Origin of the sequence: Amycolatopsis silviterrae (assembly GCF_042684085.1) — a bacterium.
GTDB lineage: Bacteria > Actinomycetota > Actinomycetes > Mycobacteriales > Pseudonocardiaceae > Amycolatopsis > Amycolatopsis silviterrae.
Genome location: NZ_JBHUKS010000018.1, coordinates 170,657 through 188,332, shown reverse-complemented (window position 1 = coordinate 188,332; position 17,676 = coordinate 170,657). Strand labels below are relative to the sequence as shown.

At 69.5% G+C, this 17,676-nt stretch carries 22 protein-coding genes; 12 read left to right on the top strand and 10 right to left on the bottom strand.

Features of this window, described 5'->3' with window-relative positions:
• Positions 1-8: 8 nt before the first annotated feature.
• The 3 genes from trpA to ACFSVL_RS26215 all read right to left on the bottom strand — a co-directional run bounded on the left by trpA (position 9) and on the right by ACFSVL_RS26215 (position 2,560).
• Entirely contained in the window at positions 9-725 is a 717-nt protein-coding gene (trpA, locus tag ACFSVL_RS26225; RefSeq protein WP_378308206.1) for a tryptophan synthase subunit alpha, read from the bottom strand.
• On the bottom strand, positions 722-1,879 hold the full coding sequence (trpB, locus tag ACFSVL_RS26220; RefSeq protein WP_378308205.1) for a tryptophan synthase subunit beta: 1,158 nt from the start codon (positions 1,877-1,879) through the stop codon (positions 722-724). The genes trpA and trpB overlap by 4 nt, the downstream gene beginning before the upstream one ends.
• A 69-nt stretch (positions 1,880-1,948) precedes the next feature.
• Entirely contained in the window at positions 1,949-2,560 is a 612-nt protein-coding gene (locus tag ACFSVL_RS26215) for a maleylpyruvate isomerase family mycothiol-dependent enzyme (RefSeq protein ID WP_378308204.1), read from the bottom strand.
• Between the two features lie 61 nt (positions 2,561-2,621).
• Between ACFSVL_RS26215 and ACFSVL_RS26210 the strand changes: the two genes are divergently transcribed.
• Complete coding sequence (locus ACFSVL_RS26210) at positions 2,622-3,587, top strand: sigma-70 family RNA polymerase sigma factor (RefSeq protein ID WP_378308203.1); 966 nt, start codon at positions 2,622-2,624, stop codon at positions 3,585-3,587.
• Here the strand turns inward: ACFSVL_RS26210 and ACFSVL_RS26205 are convergent.
• The gene (locus ACFSVL_RS26205) at positions 3,577-4,155 is read right to left on the bottom strand and encodes an XRE family transcriptional regulator (RefSeq protein ID WP_378308202.1); all 579 of its coding nucleotides are present in this window, start codon (positions 4,153-4,155) and stop codon (positions 3,577-3,579) included. The two genes, ACFSVL_RS26210 and ACFSVL_RS26205, sit on opposite strands and share 11 nt — an antisense overlap.
• Positions 4,156-4,243: 88 nt before the next feature.
• Here ACFSVL_RS26205 and ACFSVL_RS26200 point away from each other — a divergent pair, with 88 nt between their 5' ends.
• The 6 genes from ACFSVL_RS26200 (at position 4,244) to ACFSVL_RS26175 (ending at position 9,772) form a co-directional block, all read left to right on the top strand.
• Positions 4,244-4,807: a class I SAM-dependent methyltransferase gene (locus ACFSVL_RS26200; protein ID WP_378308201.1), complete on the top strand. Its 564-nt coding sequence runs from the start codon at positions 4,244-4,246 to the stop codon at positions 4,805-4,807.
• 40 nt (positions 4,808-4,847) lie between these two features.
• Positions 4,848-5,492, top strand: a complete 645-nt coding sequence (locus tag ACFSVL_RS26195) for a class I SAM-dependent methyltransferase (protein ID WP_378308200.1) — start codon at positions 4,848-4,850, stop codon at positions 5,490-5,492.
• Positions 5,493-5,660: 168 nt separating this feature from the next.
• Positions 5,661-7,241 carry an ABC-F family ATP-binding cassette domain-containing protein gene (locus tag ACFSVL_RS26190; protein WP_378308199.1) on the top strand — a complete coding sequence of 527 codons (1,581 nt, stop codon included), beginning with the start codon at positions 5,661-5,663 and terminating at the stop codon, positions 7,239-7,241.
• 113 nt (positions 7,242-7,354) lie between these two features.
• Positions 7,355-7,810 carry a GNAT family N-acetyltransferase gene (locus ACFSVL_RS26185; protein WP_378308198.1) on the top strand — a complete coding sequence of 152 codons (456 nt, stop codon included), beginning with the start codon at positions 7,355-7,357 and terminating at the stop codon, positions 7,808-7,810.
• A gap of 64 nt (positions 7,811-7,874) precedes the next feature.
• Positions 7,875-8,903 carry an NAD(P)/FAD-dependent oxidoreductase gene (locus tag ACFSVL_RS26180; protein ID WP_378308197.1) on the top strand — a complete coding sequence of 343 codons (1,029 nt, stop codon included), beginning with the start codon at positions 7,875-7,877 and terminating at the stop codon, positions 8,901-8,903.
• A gap of 11 nt (positions 8,904-8,914) precedes the next feature.
• Positions 8,915-9,772, top strand: coding sequence for a sigma factor (locus tag ACFSVL_RS26175; RefSeq protein WP_378308196.1), 858 nt, complete (start codon positions 8,915-8,917; stop codon positions 9,770-9,772).
• Here ACFSVL_RS26175 and ACFSVL_RS26170 read toward each other — a convergent pair.
• Positions 9,759-10,409 (bottom strand): TetR/AcrR family transcriptional regulator, encoded by a 651-nt coding sequence (locus ACFSVL_RS26170; RefSeq protein WP_378308195.1) that lies wholly within the window; start codon positions 10,407-10,409, stop codon positions 9,759-9,761. The genes ACFSVL_RS26175 and ACFSVL_RS26170 overlap by 14 nt on opposite strands.
• An 80-nt stretch (positions 10,410-10,489) precedes the next feature.
• On the opposite strand from ACFSVL_RS26170, the gene ACFSVL_RS26165 reads away from it, so the two are divergent.
• Positions 10,490-11,974, top strand: coding sequence for a flavin-containing monooxygenase (locus ACFSVL_RS26165; RefSeq protein WP_378308194.1), 1,485 nt, complete (start codon positions 10,490-10,492; stop codon positions 11,972-11,974).
• On the opposite strand, the gene ACFSVL_RS26160 is transcribed toward ACFSVL_RS26165, so the two are convergent.
• Complete coding sequence (locus ACFSVL_RS26160) at positions 11,971-12,723, bottom strand: SDR family NAD(P)-dependent oxidoreductase (protein ID WP_378308193.1); 753 nt, start codon at positions 12,721-12,723, stop codon at positions 11,971-11,973. The genes ACFSVL_RS26165 and ACFSVL_RS26160 overlap by 4 nt on opposite strands.
• 53 nt (positions 12,724-12,776) lie before the next feature.
• On the opposite strand from ACFSVL_RS26160, the gene ACFSVL_RS26155 reads away from it, so the two are divergent.
• From ACFSVL_RS26155 to ACFSVL_RS26145, 3 genes are read left to right on the top strand one after another with little or no spacing between them, the layout of a single operon-like run.
• Positions 12,777-13,121 (top strand): ArsR/SmtB family transcription factor, encoded by a 345-nt coding sequence (locus ACFSVL_RS26155; RefSeq protein WP_378308192.1) that lies wholly within the window; start codon positions 12,777-12,779, stop codon positions 13,119-13,121.
• A gap of 50 nt (positions 13,122-13,171) precedes the next feature.
• Complete coding sequence (locus ACFSVL_RS26150) at positions 13,172-13,705, top strand: hypothetical protein (protein WP_378308191.1); 534 nt, start codon at positions 13,172-13,174, stop codon at positions 13,703-13,705.
• Entirely contained in the window at positions 13,702-14,265 is a 564-nt protein-coding gene (locus ACFSVL_RS26145; protein WP_378308190.1) for a hypothetical protein, read from the top strand. Before ACFSVL_RS26150 ends, ACFSVL_RS26145 begins: the two co-directional genes overlap by 4 nt.
• Here ACFSVL_RS26145 and ACFSVL_RS26140 read toward each other — a convergent pair.
• From ACFSVL_RS26140 to ACFSVL_RS26130, 3 genes are all read right to left on the bottom strand, one after another.
• Entirely contained in the window at positions 14,262-14,996 is a 735-nt protein-coding gene (locus ACFSVL_RS26140) for an ABC transporter permease (protein WP_378308189.1), read from the bottom strand. The two genes, ACFSVL_RS26145 and ACFSVL_RS26140, sit on opposite strands and share 4 nt — an antisense overlap.
• Entirely contained in the window at positions 14,993-15,706 is a 714-nt protein-coding gene (locus ACFSVL_RS26135; RefSeq protein ID WP_378308188.1) for an ABC transporter ATP-binding protein, read from the bottom strand. Before ACFSVL_RS26135 ends, ACFSVL_RS26140 begins: the two co-directional genes overlap by 4 nt.
• Positions 15,707-15,878: 172 nt before the next feature.
• A complete protein-coding gene (locus ACFSVL_RS26130; RefSeq protein ID WP_378308187.1) occupies positions 15,879-16,454 on the bottom strand; it encodes a TetR/AcrR family transcriptional regulator in 576 nt (191 codons plus the stop codon).
• Positions 16,455-16,603: 149 nt separating this feature from the next.
• Here ACFSVL_RS26130 and ACFSVL_RS26125 point away from each other — a divergent pair, with 149 nt between their 5' ends.
• Positions 16,604-17,209 (top strand): response regulator transcription factor, encoded by a 606-nt coding sequence (locus tag ACFSVL_RS26125; RefSeq protein ID WP_378308186.1) that lies wholly within the window; start codon positions 16,604-16,606, stop codon positions 17,207-17,209.
• 6 nt (positions 17,210-17,215) lie between these two features.
• On the opposite strand, the gene ACFSVL_RS26120 is transcribed toward ACFSVL_RS26125, so the two are convergent.
• Positions 17,216-17,676 (bottom strand): helix-turn-helix transcriptional regulator (locus ACFSVL_RS26120; RefSeq protein ID WP_378308185.1); only part of this gene is annotated, 461 nt, incomplete at its 5' end.

Below are 17,676 nucleotides of genomic sequence, written 5' to 3'. Positions count from 1 at the left end.
AGCGGATTCTAGTCCAGCGCGGCTCGCAGCGTCGCGACGTACTCGCCGACCTCCGCCGGACCGGCGCCGTCGAGCACTTGCCGCATGATCGCCGCGCCCACGATCACGCCGTCGGCCACCCGGGCGGCCTCCGCGGCGTGTGCCGGTTGGGAGATGCCGAAGCCGACCAGGATCGGCAGGTCGGTGGCACCCTTCAGCCGGGTGGCCAGCTCGATCGCGGAGGCGGGGAGGTGATCACGTTCGCCGGTGGTGCTCATGGACGAGACGGCGTAAACGAAACCTCGGCTCTGCGCGGCGATCTCGCGAGCGCGGTCGGCTGGCGTCGCGGGCGAGACGAGCAGCGCCAACTCGATCCCCGACTGCTCGATCGCGGGGACTTCCTCCAGCGGCAGGTCCGGCACGATCAAGCCGTCGACTCCGGCCTCTTTCAGCTGAGCGCAGAAACCCTTGCGGACCGCCAAGTTGGCGTACGTGCTCACGATGATCGGAACGTCCACTGTGGTCTCTTTTAGTGCATTAAGGACACTCAGCGGCGTCGTTCCGCGGGCGAGCGCGACGTTCGACGCTTCCTGGATCGTCACGCCGTCCAGCGTCGGGTCGGAGAACGGGATGCCGACTTCGATCGCGTCCGCGCCTGCGGCGACCAGTGTCGGGAGGTAGTCCGTCCAGTGTGGACTGATTCCGCCCGTGACATACGGCATCAAGATCTTGCGGTCGGTTTTCATGCGGTGGCCTCTTCGGAACGGGCGATGAGCGTGGCGATGTCCTTGTCGCCACGGCCGGACAGGGTGAGCAAGACCGTCGAACCGGCCGGAAGATCCGGCGTGCCAGCGGCTTCGGCCACCCAAGCGAGCGCGTGCGCCGATTCGAGCGCCGGAATGATCCCTTCCGTACGCGCCAATTGCGCGGCCGCCGCGACCGCTGCCTCGTCATTGACCGCGACGTACCGAGCCCGTCCGAGATCCCGCAGATGCGCGTGTTCCGGGCCGACTCCGGGGTAATCCAGTCCCGCCGCGATCGAGTGCGCTTCGAGGATCTGCCCGTGCTCGTCCTGCAGGAACAACGACTGCGAACCATGCAGCACGCCAGCCTGGCCGAACGTCGCGCCGGACCCGCCGATCGCCTCCACCCCGACCAGCCGCGCGCTGGTGTCGGCAAACCCCGCGAAAGTGCCCGCCGCATTGGACCCGCCGCCGACACACGCGACGACGAAATCGGGCACCGCCGCGTACTGCTCGCGGGCTTCCTCGCCGATCACGCGCTGGAATTCCCGCACCATCCACGGGTACGGATGCGGCCCGACGACCGAGCCGAGGCAGTAGTGCGCCTCCTCGGTCGCGCTGACCCAGTGCCGCATCGCCTCGCTGGTCGCGTCCTTGAGCGTGCGACTGCCGCTGCGGACCGGGACGACCTCCGCGCCGAGATAGCGCATGCGAAACACGTTGTGCGACTGGCGTTCCACGTCCTGTTCGCCCATGAACACGGTGACCGGCAGATCGAGCAACGCGCCCGCCGTGGCCGTCGCGACGCCGTGCATTCCGGCCCCGGTCTCGGCGATCAGCCGCTTTTTGCCCATTCGCCGCGCGAGCAGCGCCTGACCGACGGCGTTGTTGATCTTGTGCGACCCGGTGTGCGTGAGGTCTTCCCGCTTCAGCACGACGGTCACGCCGAGTTCGGCGGACAACCGCTCCGCAGGCGTCAACGGCGTGGGCCGGCCGACGTGCCGGGCGAGCATCGTCTGGAGCTGCTCGCGGAAACCGGCGTCGATCCAGGCGTCCTCGAACGCGTCCGCGACTTCGAGGCAGGCGGGCACCAGCGATTCCGGCACCCAGCGCCCGCCGTACTCCCCGAAGCGTCCTTCCTGGGTCAGGGTGCGCATGAGCATCTCCTTAGAGTTCTATAACTGTCTCCACTGTTATAGAACTCTTGGCGGCGGAGTGCAAGTCCGTCAGCGGTGCCGCAGCACCTCGACACCCTCGCCGGTCAGGTCGTCGAGGCATCGGGAGCGCCCGGTCATCGCCATGATCAGCGCGAGCGTCGGGCCGGACACGAGGGGTCCCGAGCCACCGGAAAAGTCACTGTCAGTCGCGGCGAGCGAGAGGCCGCGGACGCGTCCCTTGGCGAGTACGACGAGGTCGGAGCCGAGGTAGTACCGGGCCACCGTGGTGAGCGTTTCGAGCGGATAGTCGTGGCGGATCCCGAGCGGACGACGGATGTCCTCGCTGTGCACGACCGTCTCGCCGAGCATCGCGACGACCGGCAGCGGCGGTTTCGTCCTGCTCCCGATGACCTGGCGGAAGCGGGCCAACGTGTCGGCGGGGTGGCCGCCGAGGTGCTCGGCCAGCCGCATCGCGACCTGCCGGTCGAAGTCGAAACGGCAGCGGAGCACGCCCGCCATCCAGCGCAACGGCGTGAGCGATGCCGCTGCGGTGAGGTGGGCCAGCACCTCCCGGACGGAGAGCCCGGCGCACAGCGAAGGCGTGCGCCATTGAGCGTCGGACAGGGTGGCGAGGTCTTCGGCCAGCGCGGCGCGTTCGGCGTGGATCTGTGGCCAGGTCATCCGGTTCTCCTCGGTAGTCGTTCTTAGGTGAGACCGGCTGGATGCGGCAGAATCGTCGGTCGTGGGGGAGTTTTCTTCGGAAGCCGAGTTCACCCGTGCGGTGGCCCCGTTGCGTGCGGAATTGCGTGCGCACTGTTACCGCATGCTCGGCTCGATCCACGACGCCGACGACGCCGTGCAGGAGGCGTTGCTGCGCGCGTGGCGCGGGCTGCCGGGCTTCGAGGGTCGCAGTGCGCTGCGCACCTGGCTGTACACGGTCGCCACGCGCACCTGCCTCGACCTCATCGACCAGCGTGGCCGTCGCGCGCTGCCGATCGACCTGGGGCCGTCGAGCGAGCAGGTGGTGCTGGACTCAGCTCCGCGCACCGACGTGGCCTGGCTGGGCCCGTATCCCGATCCGCCCGCCGGCAGCTACGAACAACGCGAAGCAGTCGAACTCGCTTTCGTCGCCGCGTGCCGTCACCTGCCGGGCAACCAGCGGGCGGCGTTGCTGCTGTTCGACGTCCTCGGGTTCTCCGCCGCCGAGATCGCCACGATGATGGAAACGTCGGTGACCTCGGTGAACTCCGCACTGGCCCGCGCTCGCCGGACCGTCTCGGCGCACGTCCCCGCCCGCACGCAACAGCAGACCCTCCGCGCCCTCGACGACGCCCGGCTCCACGAACTGGCCACCGGTTTCGCGACGGCCCTCGCCGAAGGCGATGTCGACCGCCTGGTGGACCTGCTGACCGAGGACGTCACCTGGTCGATGCCGCCGCTGCCGCACTGGTACCGCGGCCGCGCCGCCGTGATCGAGTTCGCCTTCGCGGTCCCGATGACGCGCTGCCCGAGCTGGCGCTTCCGGCTGACCAGCGCGAATGCTCAGCCAGCGGTGGCGTTCTACCTCGGCGGTTCGGCGGCCGTCCCGCACGAGGCGTGGTCCGTCACCGTCCTGACCCTGCGCGACGATCGGATCTGCGATCTCACGTCGTTCCTCGGCGCGGAACACTTCCCGGCCTTCGGACTCCCCGCCTCGGTCACGCCTTAGGCGCGGCCCGCACGTGCGCGCGCTGCCCCTGCCGCCCGATCAAGCACAGGTACTCGACCGGCTCCGCCGTTGCCGCGTCGAACCAGTGCGGTACCCGGGTGTCGAATTCCGCTGCCTCGCCGGGCGAAAGCGTCATGTCGTGTTCGCCGAGCACCAGCCTTAACTGTCCATTGAGGACATAAGTCCACTCATAACCCTCGTGTGTCTTGGGATCGGGCTCCTGCTTTTCCGGTTGTCCCGGCAGAATGAACTTGTACGCCTGGATCCCGCCGGGGCGGCGCGTCAGCGGCAGGATCGTCACGCCGTCGGCGCAGCTGATCGGGCGGAGGTGGATGCGCGGGTCGCCGGTTTGCGGGGCGTCGACCAGTTCGTCGAGGGTCACGCCGTGCGCGCGGGCCAGCGGCAGGAGCTGTTCCAGGGTGGGCCGCCGGTTGCCGGACTCCAGCCGGGACAGGGTGCTGGTCGCGATGCCGGTGCGCGCGGACAGTTCGGCCAGCGTGATCTCCCGCTTCCGGCGCAGTTCGCGCAGCCGGGGGCCGACTGCGTCCAAGGCGCGTTCGTCGTCCATCAGTCGAGTTTGACATATTGGCAACGTTTCTTGCCAGGTCTGCTGGACGGTTTGCAAGGTAGAGGGAGGAATCAGGAAAGGGGCCGTTGTGCCGCACGCATTCGATCAGTCCTATTGGGACGAGCACTGGACCGCAGCCGCCGGGCACGCTCAGCTTGGACCGCATCCGCAGCTGGTCAAGGAGGCGGGGAAGCTCACGCCGGGGCGGGCGCTGGACGCTGGCTGCGGCGAGGGCACGGAGGCCGTCTGGCTCGCCGAAAACGGCTGGCGGGTGACGGCGGTCGACCTGTCGGAGGAGGTGCTGCGGCACGCGCGCGAACGGTCGAGCGCGGTCGAGTGGGTGTGCGCTGACCTGCTGAGCTGGACCCCGCCGGGGCAGTTTGACCTGGTCGCCACCCACTACGTGCACGCTGCGGGCCCGTTGTTCGAGCGGCTCGCGGAGTGGGTCGCGCCGGGTGGCACGTTGCTGGTGGTCGGGCACTCGCACGGGGAGCTGCATCCGCCGGAGTCGACGATCACGGTCGAGGACGTCGGGCTGGACGCTGGGCAGTGGGTGATCACTCTCGCCGAGAGCCGCACGCGGGAGGTGCCCGGCGGGGAGCTGCACGACACGATTCTGAGCGCTCGCAAGGTTTCTTCGCCCAGCGCGTAATCGGTGGCGGCGCGGGCCGATTCGGCGGTGCAATGGGGTGATGGCCGCCTATGACGAGATCGCGGATTGGTACGAGGAGGAGTTTCTTCGCGCCCAGCCGGTGAATCCGGGTACGGGTGCGTTGCGTGAGCTGCTCGGCCGCGGAAGTGGCGTGTGCCTGGAGGTCGGCTGCGGCACCGGGGTACACGCGGAGGCGGTGCGTGAGCTGGGCTGGACTCCGGTCGGCGTCGACCTGTCCAGCGGGATGCTGCGTCACGCCCGCGGCCGGCTGCCGATCGCGCGGGCGGACGCCGAGCGGTTGCCGGTGCGGGACAACAGCGTCGGAGCGGTCATCGCGATGCTGGTGCACACAGACATGCCCGCGTATTTCTCCGTGCTGCGCGAGGTGGCCAGGGTGCTGCGGCCGGGCGGGGTGTTCGTGCACGTCGGGGTCCATCCGTGCTTCTGCGGCGGGTTCGCCGATCGCAGCGACCCGGCCGCGGTGGTCGTCCGGGCTGGGTATCTCGACGGGCACTGGACCAAGGAATCGTGGACGGACCAGGGGATTCGCGACAAGCTCGGGGCCACGCACTGGCCGTTGCCGCAGCTGCTGAACGCGTTCCTCGACGCCGGTCTCGCTCCGGACCGGTTCGCCGAATCCGGGACTCCGCTGCCGATCGTGCTGGCGGTGCGGGCCCGCGCGTGATCCGCCGCAAATTCGGATGCGCGGCGCCGCGCGGGTCTTTACCCTGATGATCGTGATACAGCACCAGTTCTACCTCTGAGGGATTACCGCCTCCACCGGTCCGCGCGCGTTCGCGGCACCGGCCCTCGTCCTTGCTGTTCATCACGTTTCTTCGGAGGCATTTCCCTCATGTCATCTCCGCTTTCGCCTGCGCTCGTGCGTACGGCGCACGTCCGCCTGTCCGATGTCCACGTCAGCTTCGGCGGCCGTCCGGTGCTCGCCGGGGTCGATCTGGTCGCGGCGGCCGGGGACCGGGTCGCCATCGTTGGCGAGAACGGGCGCGGCAAAACCACCCTTCTTCGCGTGCTCGCCGGGACCCAGCCGGTCGATCAGGGCGAGGTCGTCCGCGCGGGTTCCATCGGTGTCGCCGACCAGCAGATTCCCTTGGGAGACAGCGAAACTGTCGGCGACCTGATCGATCTCGAACTGGCCGCCGTACGCTCCGCGTTAGCCAATCTGGAAGCCGCGACCACCGCGCTCGCCGAAAGCAAGCCCGGCGCGGACGACGCGTTCGCCGCAGCGCTGGCGGACGCCGAAGCGCTCGACGCGTGGGACGCGGACCGGCGCGTCGAGGTCTCGCTGGCCGCCCTGAACGCCGTCGACGATCGAAGCCGGACCCTCGGCACGTTATCGGTCGGGCAACGACATCGGGTCCGGTTGGCCTGCCTGCTCGGCGCGGGACATTCCGTGCTGCTGCTGGACGAACCGACCAACCACCTCGACGCGTCCGGCCTCGCGCACCTCACCGAGCGGCTGCGCGCGTACTCGGGGGTGGTCGTGCTGGTCAGCCACGATCGCGCGTTGCTCGCCGACATCGCCACGACCGTGCTGGATCTCGACCCGTCGAGCGACGGCCGCCCGCGCGGTTACGGCGGCGGCTACGCGGCGTACGTCGAGGCGCGGCAAGCCGAACGGGCCCGCTGGGAGGCGCTGCACGCCGAGCAACTCGCCGAACGGCAGCGGCTGGTGGACGACCTTTCCGCCGCGCAGAACCGATTGCGCGACAACTGGCGTCCGGAAAAGGGCCACGGCAAGCACACCCGCGCGACGCGGGCGCCCGGTTTGGTCCGCGCCGTCCACCGGCGGCAGGAGGATTTGCGCGCGCACGTGGTGGCCGTCCCGCCGCCGCCCGCTCGGTTTGTCATGCCGGAATTGCCGCAGCACCAAGGAACTGTCGCGCTGCGGGCCGCCGGGGTGACCGTCGCCGGACGGCTGGACCACCCGGTCGACCTGACGCTCGGCGGCGCGGACCGGCTCGTCGTCACCGGCCCGAACGGAGCGGGAAAGTCGACGCTCCTGACGGTGCTGGCCGGGATGCTGGAACCGACCGCGGGCACGGTCACGCGGGCCCGCTCGGTGCGGATCGGCTGGCTGGGCCAGGAATCCGACCTCCCTGCCCGGCGCACCGCCGCCGAACTGCTCGAGCAACGGTTCCCCGGCTCGGCCGACCCCGGCCTGCTCAGCGGCTACGACCGGCACCGCCCGATCGCCGAGCTGTCGACCGGAGCCCGGCGACGGCTGGACCTGGCGCTGGTCCTGGCCGCGCGCCCGCAGGTCCTGCTGCTGGACGAGCCGACGAACCACCTGTCCGCGACGCTGGTCGACGAGCTGACCGCCGCCCTCGCCTCGACTCCGGCCGCGGTGGTGGTGGCCACGCACGACCGGCAGTTGTTGCGAGACACGGCTTCCTGGCCGCGATTAGCGCTGTAGCCCGGACCGCCCCAATGTGGCATTGGGTGCGTGTGACGCACCCAATGCCACATTGGGGCGCTTGAGCCGCACGTGGCAACAACCGCGAAACATCCGCAGGGCAGCCTGAACCCATGCTGATCGACCGAGCCGACTTCTCCGACCCGCGACTCCAGCGCTTCCTCCAAGCGCACCTGGACGACCTAGCCCCGACCGCACCGGCGGAGAGCCAGCATGCCCTCGATCTGGCCGCGCTCCAGCGTCCCAACGTCCGGCTCTGGACTGTCCAGGACGACGGACACATCGTCGGCACCGCGGCCCTGGCAGCGCTGGAACCACGGCATGAGGAACTGAAAAGCATGCGCACCGACCCAGCGCGCCGCGGCCAAGGCATCGCCCGCTCCCTGCTGGACCACCTGCTCCAGGACGCCAAAGACCGCGGCATCGAACGCATCTCGCTGGAGACCGGCAGCATGGAGTTCTTCGCCCCGGCCCGCGCTCTATACGCCCGGGCGGGCTTCACGCTGTGCGCGCCGTTCGGCAGCTATCGCGACGATCCGAACAGCACTTACCTGTCTCGCCGGCTCTGATCGTCACAGATTTCCCGCGGCCGGTGTCCATCCGCTGAAAGACCCGAAAGCGGAGGAGGACAGCATGACGACAACGGTGCTCGGCGCGGGATACGCCGGGGTCATGGCCGCGAACCGGCTCGCCGGACGAGGCGAAGAGGTGGTGCTGGTCACCCCGGAGCCATGGTTCGTCGAACGCATCCGGCTGCACCGTGTGGCGACCGGTCTCCGGGAAAACGCCCGGCTCGACCTCAAGACCGTGCTGAACCCCGCCGTCGAGGTCATCGAAGGCACCGCGACCAAGATCGGCGACGGCAAGGTCCAGCTCGCCTCCGGCGAGAACCTGCCCTACGACACCCTGCTCTACGCGATCGGCTCCGGGGCCAGCGCGAGCAACGGCAGCTACCGGATCGTCTCCGAGCGCGAGACCGAACGGCTCCGGGATGCGCTCGCCGAGGCTCCGGAAGCGCCCGTCACCGTCGTCGGCGCGGGCCTGACCGGGGTCGAGCTGGCCGGGGCGCTCCGCGAGGCAGGCCGCGAAGTCAAGCTCATCACGGCCGCTACCCCAGAACGTCGCGCGATCCAGGCGCACCTGCGGTTCCTCGCCAAACACGGGGTGGAGATCGAGTTCGCACGCGTCGATCCAGCCGAGATCGAGGGGATCGTCGTGGACACCACCGGGTTCACCGTGCCGAGCCTCGCCGCCGATTCGGGCCTGCCGGTCGACGAATCCGGGCGGCTGCTGGTCGACGAGCAGCTGACCGTGCCGGGCCACCCGAACATCCTCGGCGCGGGCGACGCGGTGCACAGCTCGTTCCGCGCCGCGTGCGCGACCGCGTTGCCGATGGGGGCGCACGCCGCCGACGTCATCATCGAACGCCGCCAAGGCCAGTCCGGGAAACCGTTCCGGATGGGATACGTGCTCCAGTGCACCGATCTCGGCGGCGGACGCGGCCGGGTCCAGTTCCTGCATCCCGACGACACCGAGCGCGCGATCGCGATCGACGGGCGGGCAGGCGGGCTCGTCAAGGAGACGATCTGCCGGATGACCGTGCGATGGCTGACCCAGGAGCGGGATCGCGCGGGTCGCTACTCGTGGCCGGCCGGCGCCTAGACTTGGTCAACATGGATCACGGCGACGTCTTCACCGCGCATCGTTCGACGATGCTCGCCGCCGCCTTCCACATCACCGGATCGCGTTACGACGCGGAGGACGTCGTGCAGGACGCGTGGGAGACCTGGTCTCGCGTCGATCTCGACACCGTCCGCACCCCGCACGCGTTTCTGTCGGTGATGGTGTCGCGGCTGGCGCTCAACGCGGTCCGCGCGCAGCGGCGCCGGCGCGAGAACTACCCCGGTCCGTGGCTGCCGGAACCGGTGGTCGAGGGGGATTCGCCGGAGTGGGAGGTGCTGCATCGCGACGGTCTCGGCCAGGCGCTCGACTTCGTGCTGAGCACGCTGACCCCCGAGCAGGCGGCGGCGTACGTGCTGCGGAAGGTGCTCGACGTCGACTACCCGTCCGTCGCCGAGGTGCTGGAGACCACGCCCGCGGCGGCCCGCCAGCTCGTCTCGCGCGCGCAACGGGCGGTGACCTCGGCGATCGGCGAGTCCTTGCCAGATCAGGGAAATCGCGACGCCGAGGCGCTGGCGACGCTCGCCGGAGCGGTGCTGTCCGGCGACATCGGCAAGGTGGCCGCGCTGATCGCGCCGGACGCGGTGCTGTACTCCGACGGCGGCGGCAAGGTACTGGCCGCCCGCAAACCGTTGTTCGGCCGCGACCGGATCGCGCAGTTCCTCATGGGCATCTCCACGATGGAGGAGGTCACGATCGTGCCGGCGATCATCAACGGCGGGGCCGGCGCGGTCTTCCTGCAGGACGGCAAAGCGACGACCACCGTCACCGTCCGAGCTGGCGCGGAGGGCGTGTCGACGCTGTGCTTCGTGCGCAACCCGGACAAGCTGGCCGGCGTCACGCTCCCTTAGCCGCCGAGATCCCGTCGTACATCATCCGCCGCACCGCCTCGCTCAGCCGGCGCTGCTCGTCGGGATCCGGGTTGCGCAGCGAGGCGATCGCCGACGCCAGGATCATCCCGTTGATCGCCCGCGCGCTGTTGTCGACGTCGAGATCCGCGCGCAGGTACCCGAGTTCCACGCCGTGCGACAGATACGCCGCGGTCAGCTCCGTGGCCAGCTCGAAGAAGTCCAGCACCCGGGCCGCCATCGCTTTGTCGATTCCGGCCGCCTCGAACAGCAGCAGCCGCGGTACGCGCGGGTCCTCGCCGAAGATCTGCGCCAGCGCGTCGCCGATCCGGGCGGTCTGCTCGCGGTAGGCGTCCAACGTGGACACCGCGTCCGGCGCGTTCTCCGCGGTGAGCGCCGTGACGATGCGGGCGACCAGGTCGTCGATGACATGGTCGACGATGTCGCGCTTGTTCTCGAAGTAGCGGTAGAAGGTGCCGTGCCCGATGCCGAGCTTCGTGGCGATGTCGGAGATGCCGGTGGCGTGGTAGCCGAGGTCGGCGAAGCAATCGAAGGCCGCGTCGATGATCTCGCGGCGCAATTCCTGCTTCTTGCGCTCGGCTCGGGTGAGGCGGGCGCTCTCCTGGGACTCAGCTGTCACACCGTGCAGTGTATTGCCAAGCTCCGAGAAGTGACATACCGTTCCGTTACTGACAGGTAATTCCGGATGAGAGGTCGGACATGGACGCGCAGTACGACGCAGTCATCGTCGGCGCGGGCTTCGGCGGCATGGGGGCGGCGATCCAGCTCCGCCGCCTCGGCTACCGCGACCTGCTGATTCTCGACCGCGAGGACGACCTCGGCGGGACCTGGCACGTGAACCGCTACCCGGGACTGGCCGTCGACATCCCGTCGTCCACCTACTCGTACTCCTTCGAGCCCAATCCGTACTGGTCGCGGCTCTTCGCGCCGGGCGCGGAGCTGAAGAAGTACGCCGAGCACGTCGCGGACAAGTACGGCCTGCGCGCCTCGATGCGCTTCGGCACCGTGGTGACCGGCGCGACCTGGGACGGCTCCAGCTGGCGGGTCAGCATCGAAGGCGGCGAGACGGTCACCGCGAAATACCTGCTCACCGCCACCGGCTTCCTCTCGCAGCCGAAGATGCCGGACATCGAGGGCATCGAGAAGTTCGCCGGCAAGGTCATCCACACCACCAAGTGGGACGACAGCTACGACCTCGCCGGCAAACGCGCGGCGGTGATCGGCACCGGCGCGACGGCCGTCCAGCTCATCCCGGAGATCGCCAAGGTCGCCGCGGAACTGACCGTCTACCAGCGCACGCCGATCTGGGTCAGCCCGAAGCCGGACTACGCCGTGCCGAAGCCGCTGCAGCAGGCGTTCGCGAAGCTGCCGCTGGTGCAGCGCGCCGTGCGGATGGCGGGCAGCTCGATCCTGGAGCTGATGATGATCTCCGGCGTCGTGCAGTACCGGCAGTTCCGCGGCGCCAACCGGATCGCCGAACGCTGGTGCCGCGCGCACCTCTACCGACAGGTCCGCGACCCGCAGCTGCGCCGCAAGCTCACCCCGGACTACTCGTTCGGCTGCAAGCGGCCGACGTTCTCCAACGACTACTTCCCGTCCTTCACCCGCCCGCATGTGCACCTCGAAACGAACAGCATCGAGCGGATCGACGAGACCGGGATCGTGACCGCCGACGGCAAGCGCACCGAGATCGACACGCTCGTGCTGGCCACCGGCTTCAACCTGTGGGACACGAACTTCCCGGCGATCGAGATCATCGGCCGGGACGGCAAGAACCTCGGGAAATGGTGGCGGGACAACCGGTTCCAGGCGTACGAGGGCGTGACCGTGCCCGGGTTCCCGAACCTGGTTTCGCTCAACAGCCCGTATTCCTACAGCGGCTTGTCGTACTTCACCACCATCGAATGCCAGATGAAGCACCTCGACCGGCTGTTCAAGGGGATGCGCGCCCGCGGTTCGGACGTGTTCGAGGTGACCCAGCGGGCGAACGACGAGTTCCTCGACCGGATGAAGCACAAGGTCGGGCACTCGGTGTTCGCGCTCGGCCAGTGCGCGACCGCCAACAGCTACTACTTCAACCAGCACGGCGAGGCGACCCTGCTGCGGCCGACGTCGACGATCAGCGCGCACCGGGAAGCGGCGCGGTTCCCGTTGGAGGACTACAGCTTTGCCCGAGCGGTTTAGAGCAGTTCGAGGCCGCCGTCGACGGTGAGGATCTGCCCGGTGACCCAGGTGTCGGCGGGGTCGGCGAGGCGCAGCAGCCAGGTGGCCAGTTCACCAGGTTCGCCGCGTCGTCCCAAGGGAATCCGGCTCGCTTCGTCCTGCTTGATCTGGTTCACCGTCGCGTCCGGCAGGCCGGATGCGGTGAGAGCTTCGCTTTCGGTCGGGCCGGGAGCCAAGGCGTTGACCCGGATGTGGTCCGGGGCGAGTTCCAGCGCCCAGCTTCGGGTGAGGTGTTCGATCGCGCTCTTGGTAGCGGCGTAGTGCGAGGCACCGGGCAGCGGCCGGTGGCCGTAGGTGCTGGAGACGTTCACGATCGCGCCGCGGGTCCGGCGCAGGTGGGGCAGCGCGGCGCGGGCGAGCAGGCTGGGCGCGGTGACGTTGAGCCGGAACAGGTCGTCGATACGGGGGCCGGTCGCCTCGGCCAGCGGCATGATCGCGGTGGCACCGGCGTTGTTCACCAGCACGTCGACGCCGCCCCAGCGATCGACCGCCGCCTGCACGACGTCTTCTGGCGCGCCGTCGGTGGTGAGGTCCGCAGCGAACACGGCGATGCCCGGGTGCTGGCGGGCGGTTTCGGCCAGGGCTTCCCGACGGCGGCCGACGCCGAGAACGTGTGCCCCGGCCTGGGCGAACGCGAGCGCGGTGGCGCGCCCGATACCCGAACCCGCCCCGGTGACGACCACGACCCGGTCAGTGAACTCCGCGGCCATCCCGCTCCTTCGTTCGAAGATCGTAGAACATCGAACAAGGTAGCATGGCCGGCATGAAGCAGGCACGGCATCCGGATGCCGACGAGATGGAACTCGTCGCGGTCATGGCGGCGCTGAGCGATCCGATCCGGGTCGGGGTGGCCCGGGTGCTCGCCGACGGCCGGGAGCGCGGCTGGGGCGAGTTGCGGGTGCCGGTGGCGAAGTCGACGCTCAGCCATCACCTGCGGGTGCTGCGGGACGCCGGGATCACCCGCACCCGCCAGGAGGGCACCCGGTGTTACGTCACCCTGCGCCGGGACGACCTCCAGGACCGGTTCCCGGGTCTGCTGGACGCGGTGCTGGACGCGGCCGGCGCCGACAACGTCGGACAGCACGTGGAGCTGGTCGCCGACGCGTGAAGTACGCCGGTCAGGGGAACCTCGCGGCCCCGGCTGGCGTCGGGGATGGCGTGAACTCTGAGCATGCTGTCCTGGCGCGTCTTCGCACGCAGGCGGAACCCGTTCTCGGCAAGGACGTGGCGGCGCGGATCCGTGCGTTCGGCAACGGCGACCTGTACGTCGAGGCGCGCACCGGTGCCACGATCTGGGCCTGGCTGGTCGACTTCCTCCTGGTGACCGGCCTCTCCGCGGCCGCGGCGGTGGCGTACTACGTCAAGGCGTCCACCGTGGACGCCGCGGTCGGCGCGAGTGTGATCGGGGTAGCGGGGCTGATCGTGGTGCCGCTGCTGTACGGCTGGTTCTACGGCAACGGCCGAGGTCTCGGCGCGCTGTGCAACGGGATCCGCTTGGTCCGGCTCCGCGACGGCGGCCGGATCGGGCTCTGGAAGGCGGGATGGGCGATGCTGATCCGCACGCTCGGCTTCGTGATCATCGCGCTCGGCGTGCTGAACGGCGACGCCACGGTGGGAAACGGGGTGCGGGCGAGCATCGACGTGCGTGAGACCGACCGGCTCCGCGCGGCTGGCTTCGTCCGGCGGCCGTGAGCGGGTATCAGGTTCGCGCGGTCGCGGACACTCCCGAGCAACGGCTGCGCGACTACACCGCGCGGCTGCAGGCGATCGTCACCGCGCGGCGGGTATATCGGGTGATGACGGCCAGCCTCGCCGGGCTCTTCGGTGTCGCCGGAATCGGGCTCGGGCCGCACTCGGCTGCGGCAGGTTTCGGGCTGGCGGGCGGCGGGATTTTCTTCGCGGTGCTGTGGCTCGGCGGAACGTTGATCTGGCGTGCCCGGCCCGCGACCGAACGGGCGCTGAACCCGGGTTCGCACCCGCCAGTTGGCCGTACGCCGGGGAATGTGCGCGGAGCTTTCTTTGCCGCAGCGGGAATGGGCGGCTTGGCCGCTGTCGTTAGTGGACTGTCCTTTATGGCCCATCCGCCGCCGGACGCTGAACTGAAGCTGGCGATCATCGGACTCGGCACGTTCGCGGTGTTCGCTGTTTTGTTCGTTCCGCCGGGCTACGTCTACGCCAAGTCGGACCAGTACTTCGAGAAATGGCTCAACCGCAACCGTGCGGCCTACGAGGCTGCGGCGAGCCGCCTTTAAGGCGTTCGACGCCGCAATGTCGCCGCCCCAAGACCCAGCGCCAGCACCGCGCAGCCCAGCACGATGAGGATGTTGCGGGTCAACGTCATCGTCCAGTCCGAGCTGCGGGTGACCTGGGTGAGCGCCTCGACGGCGTAAGACAGCGGCATCACGTCCGACAGCCAGTGCAGCACCCAGCCCATCTCGTCGCGCGGCTGGAAAAGCCCGCACAGCAACGCTTGCGGCAGCACGAACAGCGGCATGAACTGCACCGCCTGGAACTCGCTCGTCGCGAACGCGCTCACGAACAGGCCCAGCGCCATGCCCAGCAGCGCGTCGAGCGCGGTGATCAGCAGCAGCGACCACACCGAACCGGCCACCGACAGGCCGAGCCACCACAGGCTGACCGCCGTCGCCACCGCTACCTGCAGCACCGCGACCAGACCGAACGCCAGCGCGTACCCGGCCAGCAGGTCAAATTTCCCGAGCGGCAGCGTCATCAGCCGTTCCAGGGTGCCCGCGGTGCGTTCGCGCAGGGTGGTGATCGAGGCGATCAGGAACATGATCACGAACGGGAAAACGCCGAGCAGCGCGGGCGCGGTCCGGCTGAACGTCGCGGCCGAGTTGAAGACGAAGCGCAGCAACACCATCAGCAGCGTCGGCACGAGGATCAGCATCACGACGGTGCGCGGATCGTGCCGCAGTTGGGCGAGGATCCGGCGGGTGGTGGCGAGGGTGATCGAGACAGTCATCGCTGGGCCTTCACCAGGTGCAGGAACGCGCGTTCGAGGTCTTGTTCGCCGGTGGCCGCGCGCAGGGCGTCCGGCGAATCGTCGGCGAGCAGTGCGCCGTCGCGCATCAGCAGCAGCCGGGTGCAGCGTGCGGCTTCGTCCATGACGTGGCTGGACACGAGAAGCGTGGTGCCTTCCGCGGCGAGGCGGTGGAAAACGTTCCACAAATGCTCGCGCAGCAACGGATCCAGCCCGACGGTCGGTTCGTCGAGCACGAGCAGCTCGGGACTGCCGAGCAGCGCGACGGCGAGACTTGCCCGGCTCCGCTGACCGCCGGAGAGCCGGCCGACCAGCGCGTCCGCGTGCGAACCGAGGCCGACCTGCTCGATCGCGTCGGCCACCGACCGCGACGGCGCGCCGAGTACGGAGGCGAAGTAACGCAAGGATTCGGTGACGGTGAGGTCGGCGTAGACCGCCGGCGCCTGCGTGGCGTACCCGATCCGCTTGCGCAGCCGGCGGCTTCCGGCCGGTTCGCCGAGCACGGTGACCGCGCCGCCGTGCGTCACCTGCACGCCGACGACGGCGCGCATCAGCGTGGTCTTCCCGCAGCCACTCGGCCCGAGCAGCCCGGTGACCGAACCGGGCTCGACGCGGAAGCTCACGTCGCGCAGCACTTCCCGGCCACCGCGGACGACCCGCAGACCGTCGATGACCACCGCGAAATTAGCCATGCGTTTAATTCTGCGCGCGCGGAATTTCCCTGTCAAGAGCGTCGGCCGAGGTCAGTCGCGCCCCAATGTGGCATTGGGTGCATCTGACGCACCCAATGTGGCGTTCGGTGCGTGGGACGCACCCAATGCCACATTGGGGCGGACGGAACCCGGGGGTGTGGTGGGTGCCGGGTCAGTCGCGGTCGACGTACTGCTGCACGGCGGGCGCGATCAACGCGACCACGTCCTCGTGCGCCGCCCCGGCGAGGGGTTCGACCTGGACGACATACCGGACCATCGCGAGCCCGACGAGCTGGGCGGCGATGCCGGTGACCCGCAGCGGCGGGATGTCGAGGGCGCCGGCGATCTTGTCCAGCAGCGCGCCTTGGATGAAGCCGCGCAGCATGTCCGCGGCCTGTTCGGTGGTGGAGACCGAGCGCAGCACACCGAAGAACGCGTCGCGCGAGGCCGGGGTTTCCCAGAGGGCCAGGAAGAGCCGCACGAGCCGTTCGCCCACGCCGGAACGCGGGCCGTCGAGGATCGCGGTCACGACGACGCCGGGGTCGGCCGGGAGGCGCAGCGCGGTCGCGAAAACCTGGTCCTTGCTGCCGAAGAAATGGTGCACGAGAGCGGGATTCACGCCCGCTTCGGCGGCGATCGCGCGGATTGTCGCGCCCTCGTACCCGTTCCGGCCGAACAGGTCCCGCGCGGCGGCCAGAATGGCCTCCCGCGTTTCGGTCTGCCCGGGGCGGCGTCCCGTCCGTGCCATCGGCGTCCTTTCGTCCGCTCCAGTATCGCGGGACCATGGGCGGTACAGCTGGCTGTACCTGATCTTTACCCCGCGCGGGATCGCCCGTCGTCCCGCGGCGGCCGTAAGTTCGGAAAACCTCGGGAGGAACGGGCGGCAGGGGGAGTGGGATGGACGAATCGGTTCGGGTGCTGATTCAGGCGCCGGATCCGCTGACGGACACCGGCATCCGAAGCTGGCTGCAGGCGAGACCGGAGTTTACCGTGGTATCCGACGAGGTTGACGTGATCGTCGTGGCGGCCGAGCTGCTGTCGGTCGAGGTGGCGTCCACGTTGCGCGTGCTGAAGGCCACTGTGGACGCTCCGGTCGTCCTGCTCGTCGACGAGGAGGCGGCGGGCGCGGCGGTGCTGACCGCGGTGGAGTGCAACGTGGTCGCCCTGCTGAACCGCGAGCGCACGTCGAGTGAGCAGCTGGCCGCCGCGGTGCTGACTGCTTCCCGCGGCGGCGGGATCCTGCCGCCAGCCGCGCTGGGGACGCTGCTCAGCCACTTCCGCCGCCCGGTGGAACCCCGTCCGAAGCACAGTTCCGGGCTGACCCAACGGGAAATCGACGTGCTGCGCCTGCTGGCCGACGGTCTCGACACCGCGGAGACGGCGGAGAAAATCAACTTCTCCGAACGCGCGGTGAAGAAGGTCATCCACGATCTGTCGCAGCGGTTGGAACTGCGCAACCGGACGCACGCGGTCGCCTACGCGCTCCGGAAGGGCGCGATCTGAGCCGGCTCAGATGATGCCGGTGCGCAGCGCGTACGCGACCGCGTGCGAGCGGTTCCGCAGATCGAACCGCACCAGCAGCGTGCTGATGATGTTCTTGATCGTCCGCTCCGAATACGCCATCCGGTCGGCGATTTCGACCGTGCCGAAGCCGTCCGCGAGCAGGCCGAGGATCTCCACCTCGCGGCTCTGCAGCCGGTGCCGGTCGAGGAAACCACGCGGATAACGGGCTTCCGCCTCGCTGGCGTGGAACTCGCTGGTGAGCCGCGTCGCGCGCGCCTCCTCCGGCTCGGCCGAGGGCACCCGGGCGGACAGCGCGCCCAGTATCCGGTCGCGCGTCGCGGAACCGCGGTACAGCACCGCGGCCAGCCCGAAGCCGCCGAGCCTGCTCAGCTCGGCCTGGTCGATCCGGTCGGCGACCAGCACGACGCGCACGTCCGGCACGAGCGCCGTCCGGCGGATCCGGGCCA